Origin of the sequence: Flavobacterium sp. MFBS3-15 (genome assembly GCF_026107645.2) — a bacterium.
In the GTDB taxonomy this organism is placed as follows: Bacteria; Bacteroidota; Bacteroidia; order Flavobacteriales; family Flavobacteriaceae; genus Flavobacterium.
The window spans coordinates 1-19,762 of record NZ_JAPCHV010000030.1 but is presented as its reverse complement, the minus strand read 5'-3'; the positions used below and the strand labels follow the sequence as shown (position 1 = coordinate 19,762).

At 45.6% G+C, this 19,762-nt stretch carries 22 protein-coding genes; 13 read left to right on the top strand and 9 right to left on the bottom strand.

The window, feature by feature from the left end; all coding sequences use genetic code 11:
* Window positions 1-177: 177 nt before the first annotated feature.
* Complete coding sequence (locus tag OGH69_RS17895) at window positions 178-768, bottom strand: riboflavin synthase (RefSeq protein WP_265175870.1); 591 nt, start codon at window positions 766-768, stop codon at window positions 178-180.
* A 53-nt stretch (window positions 769-821) separates the two neighbouring features.
* Between OGH69_RS17895 and pdxA the strand changes: the two genes are divergently transcribed.
* The 8 genes from pdxA to OGH69_RS17855 all read left to right on the top strand — a co-directional run bounded on the left by pdxA (window position 822) and on the right by OGH69_RS17855 (window position 9,162).
* Window positions 822-1,886: a 4-hydroxythreonine-4-phosphate dehydrogenase PdxA gene (gene pdxA, locus OGH69_RS17890; protein WP_265175869.1), complete on the top strand. Its 1,065-nt coding sequence runs from the start codon at window positions 822-824 to the stop codon at window positions 1,884-1,886.
* A 103-nt stretch (window positions 1,887-1,989) separates the two neighbouring features.
* Entirely contained in the window at window positions 1,990-2,529 is a 540-nt protein-coding gene (locus OGH69_RS17885) for a YceD family protein (protein WP_265175868.1), read from the top strand.
* Between the two features lie 13 nt (window positions 2,530-2,542).
* Window positions 2,543-2,737 carry a 50S ribosomal protein L32 gene (gene rpmF, locus OGH69_RS17880; protein ID WP_265175867.1) on the top strand — a complete coding sequence of 65 codons (195 nt, stop codon included), beginning with the start codon at window positions 2,543-2,545 and terminating at the stop codon, window positions 2,735-2,737.
* A 161-nt stretch (window positions 2,738-2,898) separates the two neighbouring features.
* Window positions 2,899-3,897 (top strand): beta-ketoacyl-ACP synthase III, encoded by a 999-nt coding sequence (locus tag OGH69_RS17875; RefSeq protein ID WP_265175866.1) that lies wholly within the window; start codon window positions 2,899-2,901, stop codon window positions 3,895-3,897.
* Between the two features lie 24 nt (window positions 3,898-3,921).
* Complete coding sequence (gene accB, locus OGH69_RS17870; protein WP_265175865.1) at window positions 3,922-4,413, top strand: acetyl-CoA carboxylase biotin carboxyl carrier protein; 492 nt, start codon at window positions 3,922-3,924, stop codon at window positions 4,411-4,413.
* A gap of 121 nt (window positions 4,414-4,534) precedes the next feature.
* Window positions 4,535-5,881: an acetyl-CoA carboxylase biotin carboxylase subunit gene (accC, locus tag OGH69_RS17865; protein WP_265175864.1), complete on the top strand. Its 1,347-nt coding sequence runs from the start codon at window positions 4,535-4,537 to the stop codon at window positions 5,879-5,881.
* Window positions 5,882-5,982: 101 nt separating this feature from the next.
* Window positions 5,983-7,884 (top strand): S9 family peptidase, encoded by a 1,902-nt coding sequence (locus tag OGH69_RS17860; protein ID WP_265175863.1) that lies wholly within the window; start codon window positions 5,983-5,985, stop codon window positions 7,882-7,884.
* 78 nt (window positions 7,885-7,962) lie between these two features.
* Window positions 7,963-9,162 carry a C1 family peptidase gene (locus OGH69_RS17855; protein WP_265175862.1) on the top strand — a complete coding sequence of 400 codons (1,200 nt, stop codon included), beginning with the start codon at window positions 7,963-7,965 and terminating at the stop codon, window positions 9,160-9,162.
* Window positions 9,163-9,215: 53 nt separating this feature from the next.
* Here the strand turns inward: OGH69_RS17855 and OGH69_RS17850 are convergent, their stop codons facing one another.
* The 7 genes from OGH69_RS17850 to OGH69_RS17820 all read right to left on the bottom strand — a co-directional run bounded on the left by OGH69_RS17850 (window position 9,216) and on the right by OGH69_RS17820 (window position 14,228).
* Window positions 9,216-9,614 carry a hypothetical protein gene (locus OGH69_RS17850; RefSeq protein ID WP_265175861.1) on the bottom strand — a complete coding sequence of 133 codons (399 nt, stop codon included), beginning with the start codon at window positions 9,612-9,614 and terminating at the stop codon, window positions 9,216-9,218.
* Window positions 9,615-9,727: 113 nt separating this feature from the next.
* A complete protein-coding gene (locus OGH69_RS17845) occupies window positions 9,728-10,099 on the bottom strand; it encodes a hypothetical protein (RefSeq protein WP_265175860.1) in 372 nt (123 codons plus the stop codon).
* A gap of 129 nt (window positions 10,100-10,228) precedes the next feature.
* Entirely contained in the window at window positions 10,229-10,663 is a 435-nt protein-coding gene (locus OGH69_RS17840) for a hypothetical protein (RefSeq protein WP_265175859.1), read from the bottom strand.
* A 26-nt stretch (window positions 10,664-10,689) separates the two neighbouring features.
* Entirely contained in the window at window positions 10,690-11,055 is a 366-nt protein-coding gene (locus OGH69_RS17835; RefSeq protein WP_265175858.1) for a hypothetical protein, read from the bottom strand.
* Window positions 11,056-11,125: 70 nt separating this feature from the next.
* Entirely contained in the window at window positions 11,126-12,238 is a 1,113-nt protein-coding gene (locus OGH69_RS17830; RefSeq protein WP_265175871.1) for an NAD(P)/FAD-dependent oxidoreductase, read from the bottom strand.
* Window position 12,239: 1 nt separating this feature from the next.
* Window positions 12,240-12,971, bottom strand: a complete 732-nt coding sequence (locus OGH69_RS17825; RefSeq protein WP_265175857.1) for a DedA family protein — start codon at window positions 12,969-12,971, stop codon at window positions 12,240-12,242.
* Window positions 12,972-12,995: 24 nt separating this feature from the next.
* Window positions 12,996-14,228, bottom strand: a complete 1,233-nt coding sequence (locus OGH69_RS17820) for a dicarboxylate/amino acid:cation symporter (RefSeq protein WP_265175856.1) — start codon at window positions 14,226-14,228, stop codon at window positions 12,996-12,998.
* A gap of 221 nt (window positions 14,229-14,449) precedes the next feature.
* On the opposite strand from OGH69_RS17820, the gene OGH69_RS17815 reads away from it, so the two are divergent.
* The 5 genes from OGH69_RS17815 (at window position 14,450) to OGH69_RS17795 (ending at window position 19,269) form a co-directional block, all read left to right on the top strand.
* Window positions 14,450-15,250, top strand: a complete 801-nt coding sequence (locus tag OGH69_RS17815) for a hypothetical protein (protein WP_265175855.1) — start codon at window positions 14,450-14,452, stop codon at window positions 15,248-15,250.
* Between the two features lie 60 nt (window positions 15,251-15,310).
* Window positions 15,311-15,658, top strand: coding sequence for a hypothetical protein (locus OGH69_RS17810; protein ID WP_265175854.1), 348 nt, complete (start codon window positions 15,311-15,313; stop codon window positions 15,656-15,658).
* A 141-nt stretch (window positions 15,659-15,799) separates the two neighbouring features.
* Window positions 15,800-18,175 carry a TonB-dependent receptor gene (locus tag OGH69_RS17805; protein WP_265175853.1) on the top strand — a complete coding sequence of 792 codons (2,376 nt, stop codon included), beginning with the start codon at window positions 15,800-15,802 and terminating at the stop codon, window positions 18,173-18,175.
* Between the two features lie 17 nt (window positions 18,176-18,192).
* A complete protein-coding gene (locus OGH69_RS17800; protein WP_265175852.1) occupies window positions 18,193-18,756 on the top strand; it encodes a type 1 periplasmic binding fold superfamily protein in 564 nt (187 codons plus the stop codon).
* Window positions 18,757-18,894: 138 nt separating this feature from the next.
* Complete coding sequence (locus OGH69_RS17795) at window positions 18,895-19,269, top strand: DoxX family membrane protein (RefSeq protein WP_265175851.1); 375 nt, start codon at window positions 18,895-18,897, stop codon at window positions 19,267-19,269.
* Between the two features lie 277 nt (window positions 19,270-19,546).
* Here OGH69_RS17795 and OGH69_RS17790 read toward each other — a convergent pair.
* Window positions 19,547-19,762, bottom strand: a 216-nt coding sequence (locus OGH69_RS17790; RefSeq protein WP_265175850.1) for an OmpA family protein, incomplete at its 5' end; no start/stop codon positions are given.

Below are 19,762 nucleotides of genomic sequence, written 5' to 3'. Positions count from 1 at the left end.
CTTTTGATTTATTATACACACCGCAAGTTAACAAACTTGCAGAATATAGGGAGCCCTCGGGCTCCCTTATTTGTTTAAAAAATTAGAGCTGCCTCACTTTTGAGACAGCCCCTTTTTTGATTTTATGGAAATAGTGGCAGTTATTTCATGCAAAGGCCCCAGCCTTCGGCTTTTAGCCTATGCCCTCAGCGCATGCAGCCTTGCTACATACTTGCCCACTACGTCAAACTCAAGGTTGACTATAGTACCCGGCTGTATGTTCTTAAAATTGGTGTGCTCGTAAGTGTATGGTATGATTGCTACGCTAAACTCATGCTCTTTAGAGTTTACCACCGTGAGACTCACCCCATTCACAGTAATGGAGCCTTTTTCGATGGTAATGTTATTCTGCGTCTTATCATAGCCAAAGGTAAAATACCAACTGCCGCCCGCTTCCTCTACAGACGAGCAGATGCCGGTTTGGTCCACATGGCCCTGTACGATATGCCCGTCAAGTCGGTCGCCCAGCTTCATGGCACGCTCCAGGTTTACGATGCCGCCTTCGTGCCAACCCTTCAGGTTGGTCTTGTCGAGTGTTTCCTTAATTGCGGTCACAGTATAGTTTCTGTCATCTATGGCCACCACTGTAAGGCATACGCCATCGTGCGAAACGCTCTGGTCGATCTTAAGCTCATGGGTAATGGGAGAGGAGATGGTTATGTGGTAATTGCTGTTATCCTGCTCTATTTTCTGTATAGTGCCAGATGCTTCTATTATTCCTGTAAACATGCTGATTTATTTTGCTAAATTTGTAGCTTCAAAATTACGCAATAATAAGCATCATGACAAAAAAGGCAGAGAATGTAATACTGGGAATATCTGTAGGCGACCTTAACGGCATTGGGGCAGAGGTAATCCTGAAAACTTTTGAGGACAGCCGCATGCTCGAATTTTGTACTCCGGTAATCTTTGCCAATGTGAAAACTTTGTCTTTCGTAAAGAAAACCCTTGAGCTTACCTGCAACCTGCATGGCATTGATAGCTTGTCGCAATTGGTTATTGGAAAGATCAATGTGCTGAACGTTTGGAAGGAACCATACAATATCGAGTTCGGAAAAAATGATGAAGCTGCCGGGCAGTATGCTATAAAGTCGTTTACTGAATCAGTTGCTGCATTAAAGGAAGGTTTTATTGATGTGCTGGTTACTGCGCCCATCAACAAGTATAATATCCAGTCGGAAGAGTTCAAATTCCCGGGCCATACCGATTACCTCGATCAGCAGTTGGAAGGAGATGCGTTGATGCTGATGGTTCAGGATGATCTTCGTGTGGGGCTGCTTACCGATCATATCCCGGTAAACGAGGTTTCTGCTCATCTTACCGAAGAGCTCATCCGCAAGAAGATGCTGACCATTAATAAAACCCTTAAACAGGATTTTGCCATAAGCAAACCGAAGATTGCCATGCTGGGCGTAAACCCGCACAGCGGAGACAATGGCGTGATAGGCAAGGAGGACGATCAGGTAGTTAAGCCTGCGCTGAAGAAATTATTTGAAGAGGGTGTGCATGTGTTTGGCCCTTTTTCTGCTGACAGCTTTTTTGGCAGCGGGCAATATGAAAAATATGATGCCGTGATTGCGGCCTACCACGACCAGGGGCTGATACCGTTCAAGACGCTGTCATTTGGTAATGGGGTAAACTATACAGCCGGGCTTGAGGCGATACGTACATCGCCCGACCACGGAACCGCCTATGAGATAGCGGGTAAGGGACAGGCCGACCATAATTCGTTTAAAGAAGCGGTTTATCTGGCGCTGGATGTGTACCAAAACAGGGCGGTTTATAAGGAAATAAGCAAAAACCCTTTGAAGATCAGGGAAAAGCAGGAAGAAAAAAAATACGGATAACGGTTTTGTGTTTACAATAATTTTCTATCTTTGCACGCTCGAAATATGTTGTAATGAATGAGTTGCGGCATTTTATTCGAAAAAATAGATAAAAACTGGCGAAATGAAAGCGAATAAAGATTTTTTAATCCCTTTCGTGGGGTTGAAGCAAGGAAAGCACCAGTTTGAGTTTGAAATAGATAAAAAGTTCTTTGATGACTTTGGTTTCGATGAGTATAACAACGTCGATATTAAAGTTAGCCTGGTTTTGGAGAAAATGAGCACTATGCTTGAGCTCAATTTTAAGCATAAGGGTACGGTGAATGTTCCGTGCGACCTGACCAATGAAGATTTTGACCTGCCTGTGAAAGGGAAGCTCAGGCTGATCGTAAAATTTGGTGATGAGTTCAACAACGACAATGACGAGATACTGGTGCTGCCGCATGGTGAATACCAGGTAGATGTGGCACAGTACATTTATGAATCGATCGTACTGTCGGTTCCTTCAAAACGGGTACATCCGGGAATTAAGGACGGTACGCTGGATACCGAAATATTAGACAAACTGAACGAGCTTGCTCCGAAAGAGAAAGTAAAGAAAGAAGAACAAAAAGAAAATACAGATCCCCGTTGGGACGAATTAAAAAAACTGTTAAACGGATAAAATAATATAGAAAATGGCACATCCTAAGAGAAAAACCTCGAAAACAAGAAGAGATAAAAGAAGGACACACTATAAAGCTTCTGTACCTCAAATCGCTACATGCCCAACTACAGGCGAGGCGCATTTGTACCACAGGGCTTACTGGCATGAAGGTAAAATGTACTACAGAGGCCAGGTAGTTATCGATAAACAAGAAGCGGTTGCTTAATTGCTTTAAGATATATGGGTAAAACTCTCACAACGTGAGAGTTTTTTTGTTAACAACCATTTATTTTTGACTAACACGGCTTTATTAAGTTCGATTTATATTTTTTTTTGTAATTTCAACCACTTTTCAAATTCCTTCACCAGAATTGAAAGATTTATCCTATGAGTAAAATAACAGCCGCCATTACCGCAGTGGGTGCTTATGTGCCTGAGTTTGTACTTTCCAACAAGCTTCTTGAAACGATGGTAGAGACCAATGACGAATGGATTACCACACGTACCGGTATTAAAGAAAGGCGCATTCTGAAAGATAAAGACAAAGGGACATCCTTTTTAGCTATAAAAGCAGCAGAAGACCTGCTGAAGAAAAGCGGAACTAATCCTGAGGACATTGACATGGTGCTTGTTGCTACAGCAACGCCTGATATGCCTGTTGCGGCAACCGCTGTATATGTGGCAACCGAAATTGGCGCTGTAAATGCTTTTGCCTATGACCTCCAGGCGGCATGCTCAAGTTTTCTTTACGGGATGAGTACCGCTGCAGCCTACATACAGTCAGGCCGTTATAAAAAGGTCCTTTTGATAGGCGCCGATAAAATGTCATCAATCATTAACTATACCGACAGGGCTACCTGCATCATCTTTGGCGACGGTGCCGGTGCAGCATTGTTTGAGCCAAATGAAGAAGGCCTTGGCCTTCAGGATGAGATATTGAGGAGTGACGGCATTGGTCGCGAATTCCTTAAAATAGAAGCAGGAGGTTCCTTATTGCCTGCTTCGCACGAAACGATTGACAACGGACAGCATTATGTGTTCCAGGATGGGAAAACCGTGTTCAAATATGCGGTATCTAACATGGCAGATGTAAGTGAAAAAATCATGCAGCGCAATAACCTTAATCATGAGGATGTTGACTGGCTGATAGCACACCAGGCGAACAAAAGGATCATTGATGCTACTTCTTCGCGCATGGGGCTTGACGAATCTAAAGTATTGATCAACATTGAGAAATACGGAAATACAACTTCGGCAACGCTGCCTTTGCTGCTGAATGATTTTGAACACCTTTTGAAAAAGGGTGACAACCTTATATTCGCTTCTTTTGGAGGTGGGTTTACATGGGGTTCCATCTATCTTAAATGGGCATACGACAAAAAATAAACAACCTAACAAAATTCGGAAATTATGGATATTAGAGAGATTCAAAACCTGATCAAGTTTGTGGCAAAATCCGGTGCTACAGAAGTTAAGCTGGAGATGGATGACTTCAAGATCACCATTAAAACAACTGATACTGCTGCTGAGGCTACGGCTTATGTTCAGCACATCCCAATGGGACAGCCAGTTGCCCAGGCTCCGGTTGCGCAGGCAGCTCCTGTTGCTGCCGCACCTGCCGCTCCGGCTGCACCTGTCGCTGCTGCTGAGGACACATCAAAATTTGTAACTATCAAGTCGCCAATCATTGGTACACTATACAGAAAGCCTTCGCCGGACAAGCCGGTTTTTGTTGAAGTAGGCAGTACTATCTCTAAAGGAGATGTTGTTTGTGTTATCGAGGCTATGAAGCTGTTCAACGAGATCGAGTCTGAAGTTTCAGGAAAAATCGTGAAAGTACTGGTTGATGATGCATCTCCGGTAGAGTTTGACCAGCCATTGTTCCTTGTTGACCCATCGTAGGTTATTTTAAATGTTGAATTTTAAGTGCTGAATGTAAAGGCATTTGAAAGAATTTAAAATTTATAATTAGCTTCGCTCAGTTCGCCCTGCGGGCTCGGGTCAAAATTTAAAATAGAAAACAATGTTCAAAAAGATATTAATTGCCAACAGGGGAGAGATTGCGCTTCGCGTGATAAGGACCTGCAGGGAGATGGGCATTAAGACCGTTGCGGTATATTCTACTGCAGATGCGGAAAGCCTGCACGTAAAGTTTGCTGACGAAGCCGTTTGTATAGGCCCGCCGCCAAGCAACCTTTCTTACCTGAAAATACCAAACATTATTGCTGCTGCGGAAATTACCAATGCAGATGCCATACACCCGGGCTACGGGTTTTTGTCTGAAAACGCCAAGTTTTCAAAAATATGTGCCGAGCACGGCATCAAGTTCATTGGGGCTTCGCCGGACATGATCGACAAAATGGGTGACAAGGCTACGGCCAAAGCGACCATGAAGGCGGCAGGCGTGCCTTGTGTACCGGGTTCGGATGGACTTTTGGACTCATATGAGCATGCCGAAAAGCTTGCTGACGAATTCGGTTACCCGGTAATGCTTAAAGCTACTGCCGGTGGTGGTGGTAAGGGCATGCGCGCCGTGTGGAAGCAGGAAGACCTGCTGAAGGCATGGGAAAGCGCCAAGCAGGAGGCCGCAGCTTCTTTCGGAAACGACGGGATGTACATGGAAAAGCTTATCGAAGAGCCACGCCACATCGAAATACAGGTTGTGGGCGACTCATTCGGTAAAGCGTGCCACCTTTCTGAAAGGGACTGCTCTGTACAGCGCCGCCATCAGAAGCTGACTGAAGAGACACCATCACCATTCATGACCGATGAGCTTCGTGAAAAAATGGGTGAGGCTGCCGTAAAAGCTGCCGAGTTCATTAAATATGAAGGTGCCGGTACGGTAGAATTCCTTGTAGACAAGCACAGGAACTTTTACTTCATGGAAATGAATACCCGCATACAGGTAGAGCACCCGATTACCGAGCAGGTAATCGACTACGACCTGATACGCGAACAGATACTGGTTGCTGCCGGTGTGCCAATTTCGGGTAAAAACTACCTGCCGCAGCTACACTCCATTGAGTGCCGTATCAATGCCGAGGATCCGTACAATGACTTCAGGCCGTCGCCGGGCAAGATCACTACCCTGCACATGCCGGGAGGCCATGGGGTAAGGCTCGACACGCACGTATATTCTGGCTATACCATCCCGCCAAACTACGACTCAATGATCGCTAAACTGATCACCACGGCGCAGACAAGGCAGGAAGCTATCAACAAAATGAAACGTGCACTGGATGAGTTTGTTATTGAGGGCATCAAGACCACGATACCGTTCCACAGGCAGCTGATGGATGAGCCGGATTATGTAGCCGGTAACTACACCACAAAATTCATGGAGTCTTTCCATATGAAAGAACAACAATAATGAAAATCCCGCTTCAGCGGGATTTTTTTATAGGGGTCATAGTTTCCGTATCCCGTCCAATAGTTTTACTTTTGGTAAACTTTATGTAACCAAATCATATCATGAAAAAAATTTTATTGTTAACCTTCAGCATCATGGGATTATCGGCCTCGGCACAGCAGCACATGACGCCCGAACTGCTCTGGAAAGTGGGCAGGGTAAGTGCTCTGGGCATTACCAAAGACGGCAAAAGTATTGTTTATAAAGTTTCGACGCCCAATGTTGCGGAAAACAAATCGGACTCAAAGTTCTACACGATTCCGGTGGGCGGAGGTGCTCCAACGGAAGTAAAAGAATATAAGGAACTGCTGAAAGACAAGTATCTTTCGCCGGATGGCAAATGGCAACTTACGCACAAAGAAATTAAGGTTGGAAAAGTGAATGGTTCCGATTTTTATCCCGAGTTGGACAAGTCGACCGCACAAGTGTACGATGGCTTGGACTACCGCCATTGGGATACCTGGAATGACGGCACACACAACCATGTGGGCTACGCGCCTGTCGATAATAAGGATGGTTTCGTCGACATCATGCCGAACGAACCGTATGATTCTCCCCAAAAGCCTTTTGGCGGGGAAGAAGATTATACATGGTCGCCGGATGGCAAAAGCATCATTTATGTAGCAAAGAAAAAAGCGGGTACGGAGTATGCCATAAGCACCAATACCGACCTGTACCAGTACGACCTTGCCACAAAACAGACAAAGAACCTTACGCCTAACAATCCGGGGTATGATACCAATCCTGCCTTTTCACCGAATGGCGACCTGACATGGCTGCAGATGAAGCGTGATGGCTACGAGGCCGACAAGAATGACATCATTGTACGCCATAAGGGGGTTGACATTAACCTTACCGCCGGATGGGATGGTACGGCAGACAGCTTTACATGGAGCGCAGATGGCAAGAAAGTATATTTTATTGCCGCAGTAGACGGTACCAAGCAATTGTTTGAAGTGAACTTCCCTGGGCTTACGAAGATTGCGGTTAAGGTAACACAGATTACGGACGGTTACTTTGACGTAAACAGTGTAGTGGACTTTGCCGGGGGAAAGATCATTGTGGAGCGGGCCGATATGAACCATGCTACTGAGATTTACAGTTTTGATCCGAAGAAGAAAGTCTGGACCCAGCTGAGCAAAGTAAATGACAAGTTCTATTCAGGTATCAAAATGAGCAAGACGGAGAAACGTTATGTAACAACCACCGACGGAAAAAAGATGCTGGTATGGGTGATCCTCCCTCCGGATTTTGACGCTAAAAAGAAATATCCGACAATACTATACTGCCAGGGCGGGCCGCAATCTGCTTTGACGCAATTTTATTCCTACCGTTGGAACTTTCAGGTAATGGCAGGGCAGGGCTATATCGTAGTGGCGCCTAACCGCCGGGGTATGCCGGGCCATGGTGTGGAATGGAACGAGGCCATTAGCAAGGACTGGGGCGGGCAGGTAATGGACGATTACCTTTCGGCAATTGATGATGTAGCCAAAGAAGCATATGTGGATAAAACGCGTTTGGCGGCTGTAGGAGCGAGTTACGGCGGCTACTCAGTATTCTACCTTGCGGGAATACATAATAACCGTTTTAAGACATTCATTTCACACTGTGGGGTGTTCAACCTGCAGAGTATGTATGGTACTACCGAGGAAGTTTTTTTCAACAATTGGGATGCCGGTGGAGCCTATTGGGAAAAAGATAATGCAGCTGCACAAAAAACGTACGGCAAATTTAATCCCATCAACATGGTAACAAAATGGAACACCCCTATACTAATTATCCAGGGCGGCAAAGATTACCGCGTACCGATTGGGCAGGGACAGGAGGCATTCCAGGCAGCACAGCTGCAGGGCATTAAAAGCCGCTTTATCCTGTTTCCGGACGAAAACCACTGGGTGCTCAAGCCGCAGAATGCATTGGTGTGGCAAAATGAGTTCTTTAAGTGGCTTAAGGAAACATTGTAGAATATTCATAAAAAGTTAAGGTTCTGTAAATTTTCTGTATTTTAGCGCCTTGATTGTAACTAAACTAAATACAAAACTATGTACAATTTTTCAGTAAAACCGTTTTTGGCAGCAACACTGCTTTTGGCGGGAGTGCAGGTGGGTTTTGCACAGGATTACCTTGTAAATTCGCTCAAGAATAACCAAAGCGCTAACAGTGCGGAATCGTTTAAATTCACAGATGTCATCAATATCGAGAATACACCTGTAAAAAACCAGGGATCATCCGGTACCTGCTGGAGCTATTCGGCCAACTCATTCCTTGAGTCGGAGATGATACGCATGGGCAAGCAGCCTGTCGAAATATCGCAGGTATACACGGCGCGTAATGCTTATGTAGAGAAAGGGAAAAACTATGTGAAAATGCACGGTGCAATTACCCTGGGCGATGGTGGTGCACTGCACGATGTTATCAATATGTACCGCAAGTACGGTGCGCTTCCGCAAAGTGTATATACCGGCCTTAACTACGGTACTTCGAACAATAAATTTGCCGAAATGCAGGCCATGGCACAGGGCGTGCTTGAGGCTGCCGTGAAAAACCCGAACGGTGAGCTTTCGCCAAACTGGGTAAAAGCATACACCGCAGTGCTGGACAGCTATCTTGGCGAAGTGCCGCAAAGCTTTGACTACAAAGGTAAAAAATATACCCCGCAATCTTTTGCAAAAGAGGTGGTAGGCATCAACCCGGATGATTATGTGGAGATATCCTCGTTCAAGGAATATCCATATTACTCTAAGTTTGTCCTTATGGTACCGGATAACTGGTCGCTGGACATGGTTTACAACGTAAAGATGAACGATCTTACCGCCATTATTGACAATGCGCTTAAAAACGGCTATACAGTAGGCTGGGCCGGTGATGTTAGTGAGAAAGGCTTTAGCTGGAAGAATGGAGTTGCCTACATTCCTGCAAAAAACTTTGCCGATATGACAGCTGAAGAAAAAGAGAACATCTTCAAAGGCCCGCAGCCGGAGATGGAAATTACTGAAGATATGCGACAGGCAGCTTTTGATAACTACCAGACACAGGATGATCACGGGATGCACATTGTTGGCCTTACAAAAGACCAAAATGGCAAAGAGTATTACATCATAAAGAATTCATGGGGTGCCTCTAACGACTATAAAGGGTATATGTATATGAGCAAGAACTTTGTGAAGTTTAAAACTACTGCAATCCTCCTTAATAAAGGGGGGCTGCCAAAAGAACTTGCTAAAAAGATGGACATCAAATAAGCTTTGTGTCCTGTAAAATAGAAATCCCGAAGCCATTCAGCTTCGGGATTTTTTTATTTTTCAATCGCTTTGGTCAGGTTGTCTATGAATTTGGAGGCGTCTTTTTTGTTGTCTTCCGAAACCCGTATCTTAAACGTGGAGCCATTGATCATTTCTATAATAATTTGGTACTTCTTTTTGGCGTAGTAATACGCAAGGCATGAAACCAATCCTGCAAAGCAATAGCCTGCGAGCCTCAGCAAGCCATTGTAATTATATATATAGTCGAGCGCTGCATAGAGCGGTAACGGCAACACGATAAGCAGCCAAAAGCCTGCTGTTATCTTCTCCCGGAATCGAGCATGCTTAATTTCAGATAATAAAATTTCCTTTTCGCCATTGACGAATCCGAAAATTACTTTGTCATTAAATAGAATGCCACAAGTGTTGGAAAAAATCGGGGTATCCTCCATACCGCGAAAGTAAACCAATACCTCAAAATCTTAATACTCTTTAACATTTTGTTAAGTCAAGGTAATCAGGATGTTATGATTTATAGCAAACAAAGAAGGTTCTTTTCTATATTTTAATGTCTTTCGGCTCTGATTTTTTTGATTTTTACCTTGTTTTCCTCTTTAATTTGCAGATAGACGGAGTATTGGTTTTCGGATAAAAAAGCCTTCATTTTTTTATCTCTTTCTTCACTGAGTGTTTTGAGTTTTTTTGCTTTTTCAAGTTTCCTGCCTTCCGATTCTTTCAGGGCCTTTGCAGCATTCAGGAATTCAAGGTTAACATCATAGGCTTTTTGGTATTGGCTGTCGTCGAGCGCCAGTTTTTCCTTCATGTTTTCAGACATTAGTTTGGCGCCGCTTTCCGGGCTGCGTTCCTGCGCTGACATCCCTGTAGTAAAAAGAAACAATGTTATGAAAATCCCCGTAACGTGAAGTAGTTTTTTCATGGTGTAAAATTTAAAGGTTGATGGTTTAAAGTAGTAAAAATCGTGCCAAAATGCTTAAAGGTATATTAATGGCCAGTCATTGGGGTTTACAAAAAATCCCGCCGAAGCGGGATTATAAATGACGTCAGATTAATTCACCTTTTCTATTTTATCTACAAAAATGTCGCACCAATCTTTGGCGGCACCACTCACTTTGCCGGTAACGCGTATCTTGTCGCCCAACTTTACTAATTGACCTTTGTCATCGTAGATCTTAACATCCTCATCGGAAAAGCCGTTCTCGAGGGGTTCCATCATATTTTTTTGCTCTTTGTCTTTGTTCCATGTGAGGATAGCAATCTTAGGCAGCCTGTATTTTCCGGCCGGGGCTTCCAAATCCATGGTTACCGTCCCGCCCGTAGTGTAAAAACTGTCTGGTAAGCGTACAATGCCTTCTGTAGTTACCAAAACATCCTTATATTCTTCGGTGCAAATGTCTGAAGCTGTAACTTCTACAGGTGTATCAGAACAAGATGCTGTTGAAATAAGGGCCACAACAGCAATGGCCTTAATGAATTTTTTCATGTAAAAATTTAAATATTTCCTATTGATTATTGGTAATAAGTCCTCAGTTTTTTGGCATTGGCTGCCCTTCCTGCCTGGTAGGTTTTGTATTGTGTTTCGTTAAGTACAGATTTCAGTTTTGCATCCCTGTCGTCGGTCAGTGTTTTTAGTTTTTTTGCTTTGTCGGTAGCGTTGGTCACCTTTTCGGCTTCAGCCGCTTTTTGCAGGAAGGTTTTGTTGATGTCCATTACTTTGGCATACTGGCCGTCGTTCAGCGAAAGCTGCGTTTTCATCTCGGTCGTAACCACTTTGGCGCCCTCTCCGGCCCTGTCCTTCTCCTGTGCCGAAACTGTAGTTGCCGACATGGCCAACAGCAGCATTACTCCTGCAAATAGCTTAAAAGTCTTTTTCATGATTGTGTATTTATCGTTAATGATTGTTGTGCAATATAACAAAAAAATGTTCCCTGTAACGGGCATTAGGTTAAACCAAATCCGCCAGTTCCTTACCCACAATGCTGCCTATGGCCACACCCATTCCGCCAAGCCTTACACCGCAATAAATATGGTCCGATATCTGTTGCACGATTGGGTTTTTATGGCTGCCCATACCCATGATGCCGCTCCAGCGATGGGCAACGGTAAATTCTGTATTGGGCAGGATCACCTCACTAAGCAGGGTTTCAAGGTGGTTCTGTATAAGTTCCGTCTGCCCGAATTCCGTGGTCGTTTCACCATCAAAATCAAGGTTTCGCCCGCCGCCGAAAAGGATGCAGTTGTTGATGTTCCTGAAGTAGTAATACCCGCGGTCAATATGGAAGGTGCCGCGTATGTCGAGATTAGAAATTGGTTCGGTAACAAGTACCTGTGCGCGTGCAGGCGTAACAGCACCCTTTGTGATGCCTCCGGCAAAACCGTTTGTGGCAAACAGCAGTTTTTTTGTGGTAAAACTGAAATCACCGATGCCTACCTGCACGCCATCCTGCATTTCCTGGCAGGCGGTAACGTTTTGGCTGTTCAGTATGAGGATGTTTTGTGTAACGGCTTCTTTCAGGAGCGCCTGCATCATCAGGCCGGTATCGATCTGCCCTTCAAACGGGTTAAACACGAGATATTCCTGAATGCCCTTAAAGTCAAAGCGATCGATTTCCTTTGCAAATACATCGGCCTTAAAGAGTGGCCTGAGCACTTCGTTCACAAAAGGAATTTTCCGGAGGCAGTCCTCGTATCCGGCAGTGTCATCTTTCAGGAAGAGTTCATACCCGCCGTATGGCTTAAAGTCGATGGCGCTATCACCCAATCGCTTGCGCAGCAGTTGCAGGCCCTGCCAGCGTTTTTGGATGAGGGAAATGACCTCTTCCTCGGTGTGGTTACTCAGGTCGGCAATGATTTCTGAGATGCTGCCAAAACAAGCAAATCCGGCATTTTTGGTGCTCGCACCCTGGGGCAGCGGCCCTTTTTCGATGATGAGAATTTTACTGTCGGGAAAGCGTTCACGCAGCCGCAGTGCGGTATGCAGGCCTACAATGCCACTGCCCACAATCGTGTAGTCAACATTTGTAAACCAGTGCCCGATTTCCCAATAGCTAAGCTTCACCTTATTTAGGCATGATGTTGGTTTCGTCATCCGTCGCCTCTTCAATGGCCTCCTGCTCGGTCACCCTGTTGCCTTTTATGGCGTTAAGCACAAGCGGTACTGTAGTTACAAGGACGATAATGATAATGATATACTCGATGTATGATTTCAGGTCGATATTCCACCATTGCAGGAATAGCGCCTGTAGATAGTGCCCGGCAAATATCAGTGTAAAGGCCCAAAGTAAAGAGCTGATGATATTGAACAGCATGAACCTCTTTTTTTCCATGCCCACAACACCCGCGATGATGGGTGCAAAAGTCCTTATAACGGGAAGGAAACGTGCAAAGATGATGGCCCTGCCACCATGCTTTTCAAAGAATTCCTGCGATTGGATAAGGTATTTCTTCTTAAACCAGAAAGTATCTTTTTTCTTGTACAGGTACGTACCGCTTTTCGCGCCGAACCAATATCCGAAAGTGTTGCCCACGATCCCCGCCAACGCTACGAATACCGAAAGCACGGCAACATTCAGGAAATCACTATCCATAGGCATAACGGTTGCCATAAGCTCGTTGCTGTAGATGCCCGCGAGGAACAAAAGGCTGTCTCCGGGAAGGAAGAAGCCTGCAAAAAGGCCTGTTTCGGCAAAAACGATAAATAGTACAACGTAGATGCCTACCGGCACCCCGCCTACCTCAAGGTTGATGTAAAATTCAGGGTTTAATAGTTGCGTCCAGTGAAAACTGTCCATAAAATATGTGTGTTTGATGATTGATTAAGTGTTCTTTGCTTCCCATTTGTCCACGGCGCTCGTTGCCAGGGCGTTTCCTAATACGTTGGTCATGCTTCGTGCCATATCGCAAAAGTGGTCGATGGGCAATATTAGCGCGATGCCTTCCGGCGGTATGCCGAACATGGCGCATGTGGCCACTACCACTATCAGCGAAGCCCTTGGTACACCGGCAACACCTTTGCTGGTCAGCATCAGCACGAGCAGCATTAATAATTGTTTCTCGATTGGCATGTCGATGCCGTATACCTGTGCGATAAAAATACTCGCAAAAGTCATGTACATCATGCTACCGTCGAGGTTGAATGAATATCCTAACGGTAAAGTGAACGAAACTATTTTAGGGTCGCAGCCAAATCGTTCAAGTTCTTCGGTAAGTTTCGGGAAAACGGCCTCGCTACTGGTGGTTGAAAAGGCTATGAGCAACGGGCTGGCCAGCCTTTTTAGCAATGTCCACAGGCGGTTGCCCAGTATGAGGTAGCCTACAGCAAGCAGCAGTACCCACAGCAGCAGAATACCAAAGGCAAATGCTGCAAGGTAGTTGGCATACAGCTTCCAGATATCGAAACCGTAAACCGCCACTGCTGCTGCGACGGCGCCGAATACCCCAAACGGTGCTACCCACATGATGTAGCTGACCATTTTAAGTATGGCATGCGATATGGTGTCGAGTACACGGATGACAGGCTTGGCAATTTCACCGATGGACGAAAGCCCAATGCCGAACAGTATGGAGAAAATTACGATTTGCAGTATCTCATTGGTGGCCATGGCTTCCACAATGCTTTTTGGCACCACGTGTGTAACAAATTTTTCAAGGGAAAAAGAATCAACATTTTGTACAAGGTCATCGGCAGAGGCAACGCTCTCCATGGTTACCTTGGTGTCCTTGCCCGGCGCCAGCCAGTTGACCAAAACCATTCCCAGCAGCAGCGATATAAGCGATGCCGAAAGGAACCAGCCCATAGCCTTGGCGCCTACACGGCCCACCAGCTTCATGTCGCCCATTTTGGCAATGCCCACCACAAGGGTAGAAAATACCAACGGCGCGATGATCATCTGCACCATGCGGATGAAAATGGTACCCAATAATTTTATACTGGTGGCAAACTCCTTAGCTTCTTCTTTCGTGTAGCCTTTGTAAACAAAATAGCCAAGCCCTACCCCCAAAACGAGGCCTGCGAGTATGGCTATGAATAGTTTAGTGTTGCTTTTCAAACTGCGAAAATTTTGAGTGCGTGAAATTACTCATATTTTTTTAAACTCTCTTTAGGAAATGCTTATTTAAGTGTTGAATTTTAATTTTTGGTTTGGTTTTGAGGGGATTTGTAGGGATGTTTTAAATTTTTGGGGTAATTGGGATAAAGGGAGATGGAAGTTGAATTTAAAGTATATTTATAGCCTCATGTAAAGTATGGTGAATCTTAAGCAAATTGTTTATGAAGAAAGTGGAGTGTATTGGATTGTTCTCACTTATTTCTGTTTTGTCCTGCAAAAAGCATCCTGTTTCAGGGCAAGCCCCTGCATCAATGGCTGATTCAGTTGCCATTCCTCAAAAAACGGAAGAAGGCCTCCCTGTGAAAAAATACGATTATGAAGTCGGATGGATGGAGGATTATGAAAAGTTACCAAAACTTGAATTCATTGAAATTCGTGAAAGTGAATTCCATAAAGTTCCCAAAGACAGCGTCAGGACTATGCCGCAAATTGACATGGGTGATGAGGAGTTTGCCATACAAACATGGAAAAAGAGACATGTGTTCGACCTTTATCGCGATTACGGTGGTGTGAGAGGCCATGAGGGTCATGAGTATCTGGGCTATTACCCTGGTTTGAAATTATTTGCAATTACATCGAATTGGACGGGTGAGAGTATGGGTTTTGGTAAATTGGTATTGATTGACAGTATTACAGATAAGGAATATGGCATTGTGTCTATCGGTGATGTGCCTGTTGAATTACCGTTGCCGTCTATCAATAATAAATACATGGTTTATTATGATAACTGGATGTACGATCATAAGGACTGTACAATATGTGTTGTGCAAATCGGCAACAAAGCTAACCCCGATGATTACTTGCGGGAATACAGGATTTACGAATCTCATGACTTTGCAATTGATGAGATTCGATGGATTGATGATAATTCGTTTGTTGTGAGGGGTTATGAGGACGTTTATGAAAATGGGGATTGGACTAAAAATTCAAATATTATAAAACTTCCTTCGAATAATCCCTAAAATTTTCCTAATTGCAACATAATTGCATTTTGTAATCCTTTTTCATTTACCTTTGCCGTAATGAAAAGAAAGTTCGCCATATTCAACCTGGCCCTTATGGCTGTTGTACTCCTTGCAACGGCTTACCAGTCTTTTCATGCATTTAGCCACAAGCACTTTGCGGAGTCAGGTCATCATCACACCTACAAGAAAGAAGCAAAGCACTTCGGTATGGACAGCCATGGCCATGAAGAAGATGACTGCTCCGTGTGTGATTTCCATTTTGACTACTTTGTCGCGCCACAGGAATTCTGCCTCAGGTTCGACTTCCCTTTTAAGGCCATACCCTATACTTTTAGCAGTATAGAGGGTAGCCCGGCATTTGCCGGAAGCCTGTTTGCGCTCAGGGGGCCGCCTTCGTTCGTTTAAGTTTTCCACAAAGGTTCACAAAGAAGACACAAAATCCACAAAGGGTTTTTGCGGGCTTATTTCTTTGTGTGACTTTGAGATTCTTTGCGCGTCTTTGCGAAATAACCCTGGACGCAAATATTATCCGAACGAAAATAATCCATGCGAATTCACATCCTCCTCCTTGCCTTTTTGGCAGGAAGCTGGTGCGGCTATTCCCAACAGGCCATTAGCGGGAAAGTAGCTGCGCCCAACAACATACCCCTCGACGGTGCCCATATCCACATAGGCCAGCTGCACGGCACCAGTGCCCCCGACGGCAATTACGAAGTGCCCCACGTTCCTTCCGGAAGGCAGCGCGTCGTCATTTCCTATATCGGCTATAAAACGCTGGATACCGTTGTGGACGTGTATGCCGATGTACGCCTCGATGCGGTATTGAAGCCCGAATCGATGCAGTTGGAAGAAGTGGTCATCACCGAAAGCAATGTCGCACCGAAAACGACCATCTACGGGCAGCGGCTCAAAACCGAAACCCTCGAGAAATACAGCAATGCTTCTTTGGGCGACGCGTTAAAGGAAGTCGCCGGGGTGTATTCCCTCAAAACAGGAAGCACAATCGTAAAGCCTGTCATCAATGGGCTGCACAGCAGCCGTGTGCCGGTCTTTTCCAATAACGTTCGCCTGGAAGACCAGCAGTGGGGTACCGAACACGCTCCGAATCTCGACATCAACTCCGCCGGAAGGGTATCGGTTATAAAGGGCGCATCGGCCTTACAGTATGGCGGCGATGCCATTGGCGGACTGGTATTGGTCGAGCCGGTTTCGGTAGTTCAGGACACCCTGTTCGGACGAACAATTTTAACTGCCGATTCCAATGGCAGGGGAGGGGGCATCTCCTCATCACTGCACAAAGGCAGCGGTAAGGCTTGGGCATGGAATGCAGGGGGGACCTTTAAATACCTGGGCGATCGCGAAGCGCCGGACTATGTCCTGTCGAATACCGGCAACCGTGAGGCCAACGTTGCAGGCGATGTCAAATATCTGGGCGAGAGCTATGATGCTTCGGTTTCGTACAGTTTTTATAATGCTGTGATTGGGATCGCCCGGGCAACACACATCGGTAACGTGGCCGACCTGGTGCGGGCCATCAACAACGGGCAGCCCGATGTAACGGAGCCGTTTACTCATACTATTGGTTCGCCGAAGCAGGAAGTGCAGCACCATTTGGCGAATGCCAATTTCAATAAGCAGTTACAAGGTAATGCATCGATCGCATTGCAATACGCCTTCCAGCTTAATAATCGCAAGGAGTATGACATGAGGCGCGGCGACTTTGCCAATATCCCGGCGCTCGATCTCGAGCTGGCAACCCACTCGGTAAATGCCGACTGGAAAAAACAGGGGAGTGAAACTGATTTTAAAGCCGGGCTTAGTGCCTCGATGCAGTTCAACAATGCCAGCCCGGATACCGGTGTGCGCCCGCTGATACCTACTTATGACAGATATGATGGGGGGGCATACGGCATTGTGTCGCATTCCTTTTCGGAAACATTAAGTGGCGAAGCAGGCCTGCGCTATGATTTTTCGCGTATATCGGCCACTAAGTATTACCAGAAAACACGCTGGAATAACCTCGGCTATGATGGCATATATGACCATTTTATTATAGCTGATTACGGCACGCAGTGGCTTACCAATCCGCAGTTTACCTACCACAACATTTCGGCAAGCCTGGGCATTCGAAAACGACTTTCAAAAGATTTGGATCTTTTGTCGAATGCCGGGCTGGCTATGCGCAACCCGAACCCATCTGAGCTTTTCAGTGACGGGCTGCACCACAGCAACGGTACCATCGAGTTGGGTAGCCTCGGCATAAAAAAGGAACAGTCATTCAAGCTCTCAGCAACATTGCTAAAACAGGGAGGAAGCTTCAGTCTGGAGGCAATGCCTTACCTCAATGCAATACGCAATTTCATCTACCTTAATCCCACAGGTGTAGAATATACCATTCGCGGTACGTTTCCTGTGTACAACTATGCGCAGGACAACGTAGTGATGGCCGGTTTTGACCTGCATACCGATTGGGATATTAGCAGCCATTTTCGCCACAGCTTCAATTTCGCTTATGTCCATGCGGATAACACCACACGTAATGAACCGCTTATCGATATGCCATCGCTCAACATCAATAATGCCATCCGCTATAGTGCCGGATGGCATAGCCTGTTCGTAGAGCTGCGTAGCGAAGCCGTATTTGCTCAGTCACGCTACCCCAACAATAACTTTTATGCCGATGTGCCTGTAAATGGTGAGTTGGTGCCCACGCTTGTTGATATCAGCACACCGCCACCCGGCTATCACCTCCTTCATTTTGCTTCGGGCATGCAGTTCCCGCTTGGAAAGGCTACGGCATCGGTCAACTTTTCCGTCAATAACATTTTCAATTCAGCATATCGCGACTACCTGAACCGCCAGCGTTTATACACCGACGATTTGGGACGCAACTTTCAATTGCAATTAAAATTCAATTATTAATCATTAAATATTTTACAATGAAAAATTTCAGGATCTTAGCTTTATCACTAATTATTATAACATCCCTGTCTTCATGCAGCAGCGATGACAGCAGTGGCCCCGTTAATGAAGAAGAGGTTATTACAACTGTAACGGCGACATTTACCCCTCAGGATGGGGGCACGCCGGTTGTGCTTACCTCCCGCGACCTGGATGGCAACGGGCCGGATGCGCCTGTAGTATCGGTCTCAGGGAATTTTAAGGCGGGAACGGTTTATGATGGAATGGTTCACTTTCTTAACGAACTGGCAACCCCGTTAGAGGATATTACAGCGGAAATACAGCAGGAGGGCGACCACCACCAGATTTTCTTCCAGCACAGCGGCATAGGTACATTTACATACGCAGACCAGGACGAAAACGGCAACCCTATAGGATTGATGTGTGTTTATACCGCATCGGTTGCACCCGGCGCTGGCAGCCTGACGATAACCCTGAAACACCACCCGGATAAAGATGCCGAAGGTGTAGCCGGTGGTAATATGGCCAATGCCGGAGGAGGTACTGACACACAGGTTAATTTTTCAGTTGTTATAGAATAAGCAGATTTTCCCGGTAATAATGATCCCTGCCTTTTTAGCGGGGATTTTTTATTGCGCCAAATTTCTTAAAATATTGATAAATAATTTATTAACTTTAGTATTGTTTAAGAATATACCATATGTTAAAACTTTACATCTATGAATTCACAATTTACAAAAATCGTAAGGATATTGCTTGGGCTTATCCTGATTGCCTTTGGAGCCAACAAACTTTATTCTTTCATTCCTCTTCCGCAGCCTTCGCCTGAGGCCGCCAGCTTCATGGAATCGCTCGCCAGTACTGGTTATGTGCTTACCATTGTGGCGGTTTTCGAAATACTTATCGGCTTGCTGCTTCTTGTAAAAAAATGGGTACCTTTTGTGCTTCTGCTTCTTGTGCCTCTTTCCCTTAATATCCTGTTTTTCCATCTTTTCCTGGATGTACCTTCCATTGGTACTGCCATATTGGTAGTCGTAATGAATGGTATACTGCTCTATAAGCACCGCATGAAATACAAGCCTTTGTTCGTATAGATCAATTAACCTTCGCTGGTAAGTATCATTCCCGTTCTAAAATCAACGGGGGTCTTGTTATTTTTTTATTTTTTTGGCGTGTCCCCTCCCTCGCAGCGGCCATCTGCCGGGCCGCGCTGTGCGCTGTGTCTGCCTTCGTCCCTGCGGCAGGATGCCGCTCCCATCGCTCACGCAGTTGCAGCATCGCGGTTGAATTCATACAACCGGTGATTTATCATACCAAAAAAGCGGCCCCGATTGGGGCCGCTTTCCTATAGAAAATTGGTTTGTTACATCCTTATTTCTTTACGATGATGAACTCCGAGCGGCGGTTTTGTGCGTGCTGCTCTTCGGTACATCCTGTGCCGCAGTCTACCTTAGGCTGGCTCTCGCCATAGCCTTCTCCGGAGATGCGTGCCTTGGCAATGCCTTTGGAGATCACGTACTGGACAGTAGACTTCGCCCTGCGGTTAGACAGCGCCATGTTGTACTTGTCAGAGCCGCGGTTGTCCGT

Excerpts from the sequence above, each read along its gene's own strand:
- OGH69_RS17860 (WP_265175863.1), top strand. The coding sequence starts at position 5,983 with ATGAAAAAAATTTTATTGTTAACCTTCAGCATCATGGGATTATCGGCC.
- OGH69_RS17840 (WP_265175859.1), bottom strand. The coding sequence starts at position 10,663 with ATGAAAAAATTCATTAAGGCCATTGCTGTTGTGGCCCTTATTTCAACA.
- OGH69_RS17800 (WP_265175852.1), top strand. The coding sequence starts at position 18,193 with ATGAAAAATTTCAGGATCTTAGCTTTATCACTAATTATTATAACATCC.
- OGH69_RS17885 (WP_265175868.1), top strand. The coding sequence starts at position 1,990 with ATGAAAGCGAATAAAGATTTTTTAATCCCTTTCGTGGGGTTGAAGCAA.
- OGH69_RS17825 (WP_265175857.1), bottom strand. The coding sequence starts at position 12,971 with ATGGACAGTTTTCACTGGACGCAACTATTAAACCCTGAATTTTACATC.
- OGH69_RS17835 (WP_265175858.1), bottom strand. The coding sequence starts at position 11,055 with ATGAAAAAGACTTTTAAGCTATTTGCAGGAGTAATGCTGCTGTTGGCC.
- OGH69_RS17815 (WP_265175855.1), top strand. The coding sequence starts at position 14,450 with ATGAAGAAAGTGGAGTGTATTGGATTGTTCTCACTTATTTCTGTTTTG.
- OGH69_RS17895 (WP_265175870.1), bottom strand. The coding sequence starts at position 768 with ATGTTTACAGGAATAATAGAAGCATCTGGCACTATACAGAAAATAGAG.
- pdxA (WP_265175869.1), top strand. The coding sequence starts at position 822 with ATGACAAAAAAGGCAGAGAATGTAATACTGGGAATATCTGTAGGCGAC.
- accB (WP_265175865.1), top strand. The coding sequence starts at position 3,922 with ATGGATATTAGAGAGATTCAAAACCTGATCAAGTTTGTGGCAAAATCC.
- OGH69_RS17850 (WP_265175861.1), bottom strand. The coding sequence starts at position 9,614 with ATGGAGGATACCCCGATTTTTTCCAACACTTGTGGCATTCTATTTAAT.
- OGH69_RS17845 (WP_265175860.1), bottom strand. The coding sequence starts at position 10,099 with ATGAAAAAACTACTTCACGTTACGGGGATTTTCATAACATTGTTTCTT.
- rpmF (WP_265175867.1), top strand. The coding sequence starts at position 2,543 with ATGGCACATCCTAAGAGAAAAACCTCGAAAACAAGAAGAGATAAAAGA.
- OGH69_RS17810 (WP_265175854.1), top strand. The coding sequence starts at position 15,311 with ATGAAAAGAAAGTTCGCCATATTCAACCTGGCCCTTATGGCTGTTGTA.
- OGH69_RS17855 (WP_265175862.1), top strand. The coding sequence starts at position 7,963 with ATGTACAATTTTTCAGTAAAACCGTTTTTGGCAGCAACACTGCTTTTG.
- OGH69_RS17795 (WP_265175851.1), top strand. The coding sequence starts at position 18,895 with ATGAATTCACAATTTACAAAAATCGTAAGGATATTGCTTGGGCTTATC.
- accC (WP_265175864.1), top strand. The coding sequence starts at position 4,535 with ATGTTCAAAAAGATATTAATTGCCAACAGGGGAGAGATTGCGCTTCGC.
- OGH69_RS17875 (WP_265175866.1), top strand. The coding sequence starts at position 2,899 with ATGAGTAAAATAACAGCCGCCATTACCGCAGTGGGTGCTTATGTGCCT.
- OGH69_RS17805 (WP_265175853.1), top strand. The coding sequence starts at position 15,800 with ATGCGAATTCACATCCTCCTCCTTGCCTTTTTGGCAGGAAGCTGGTGC.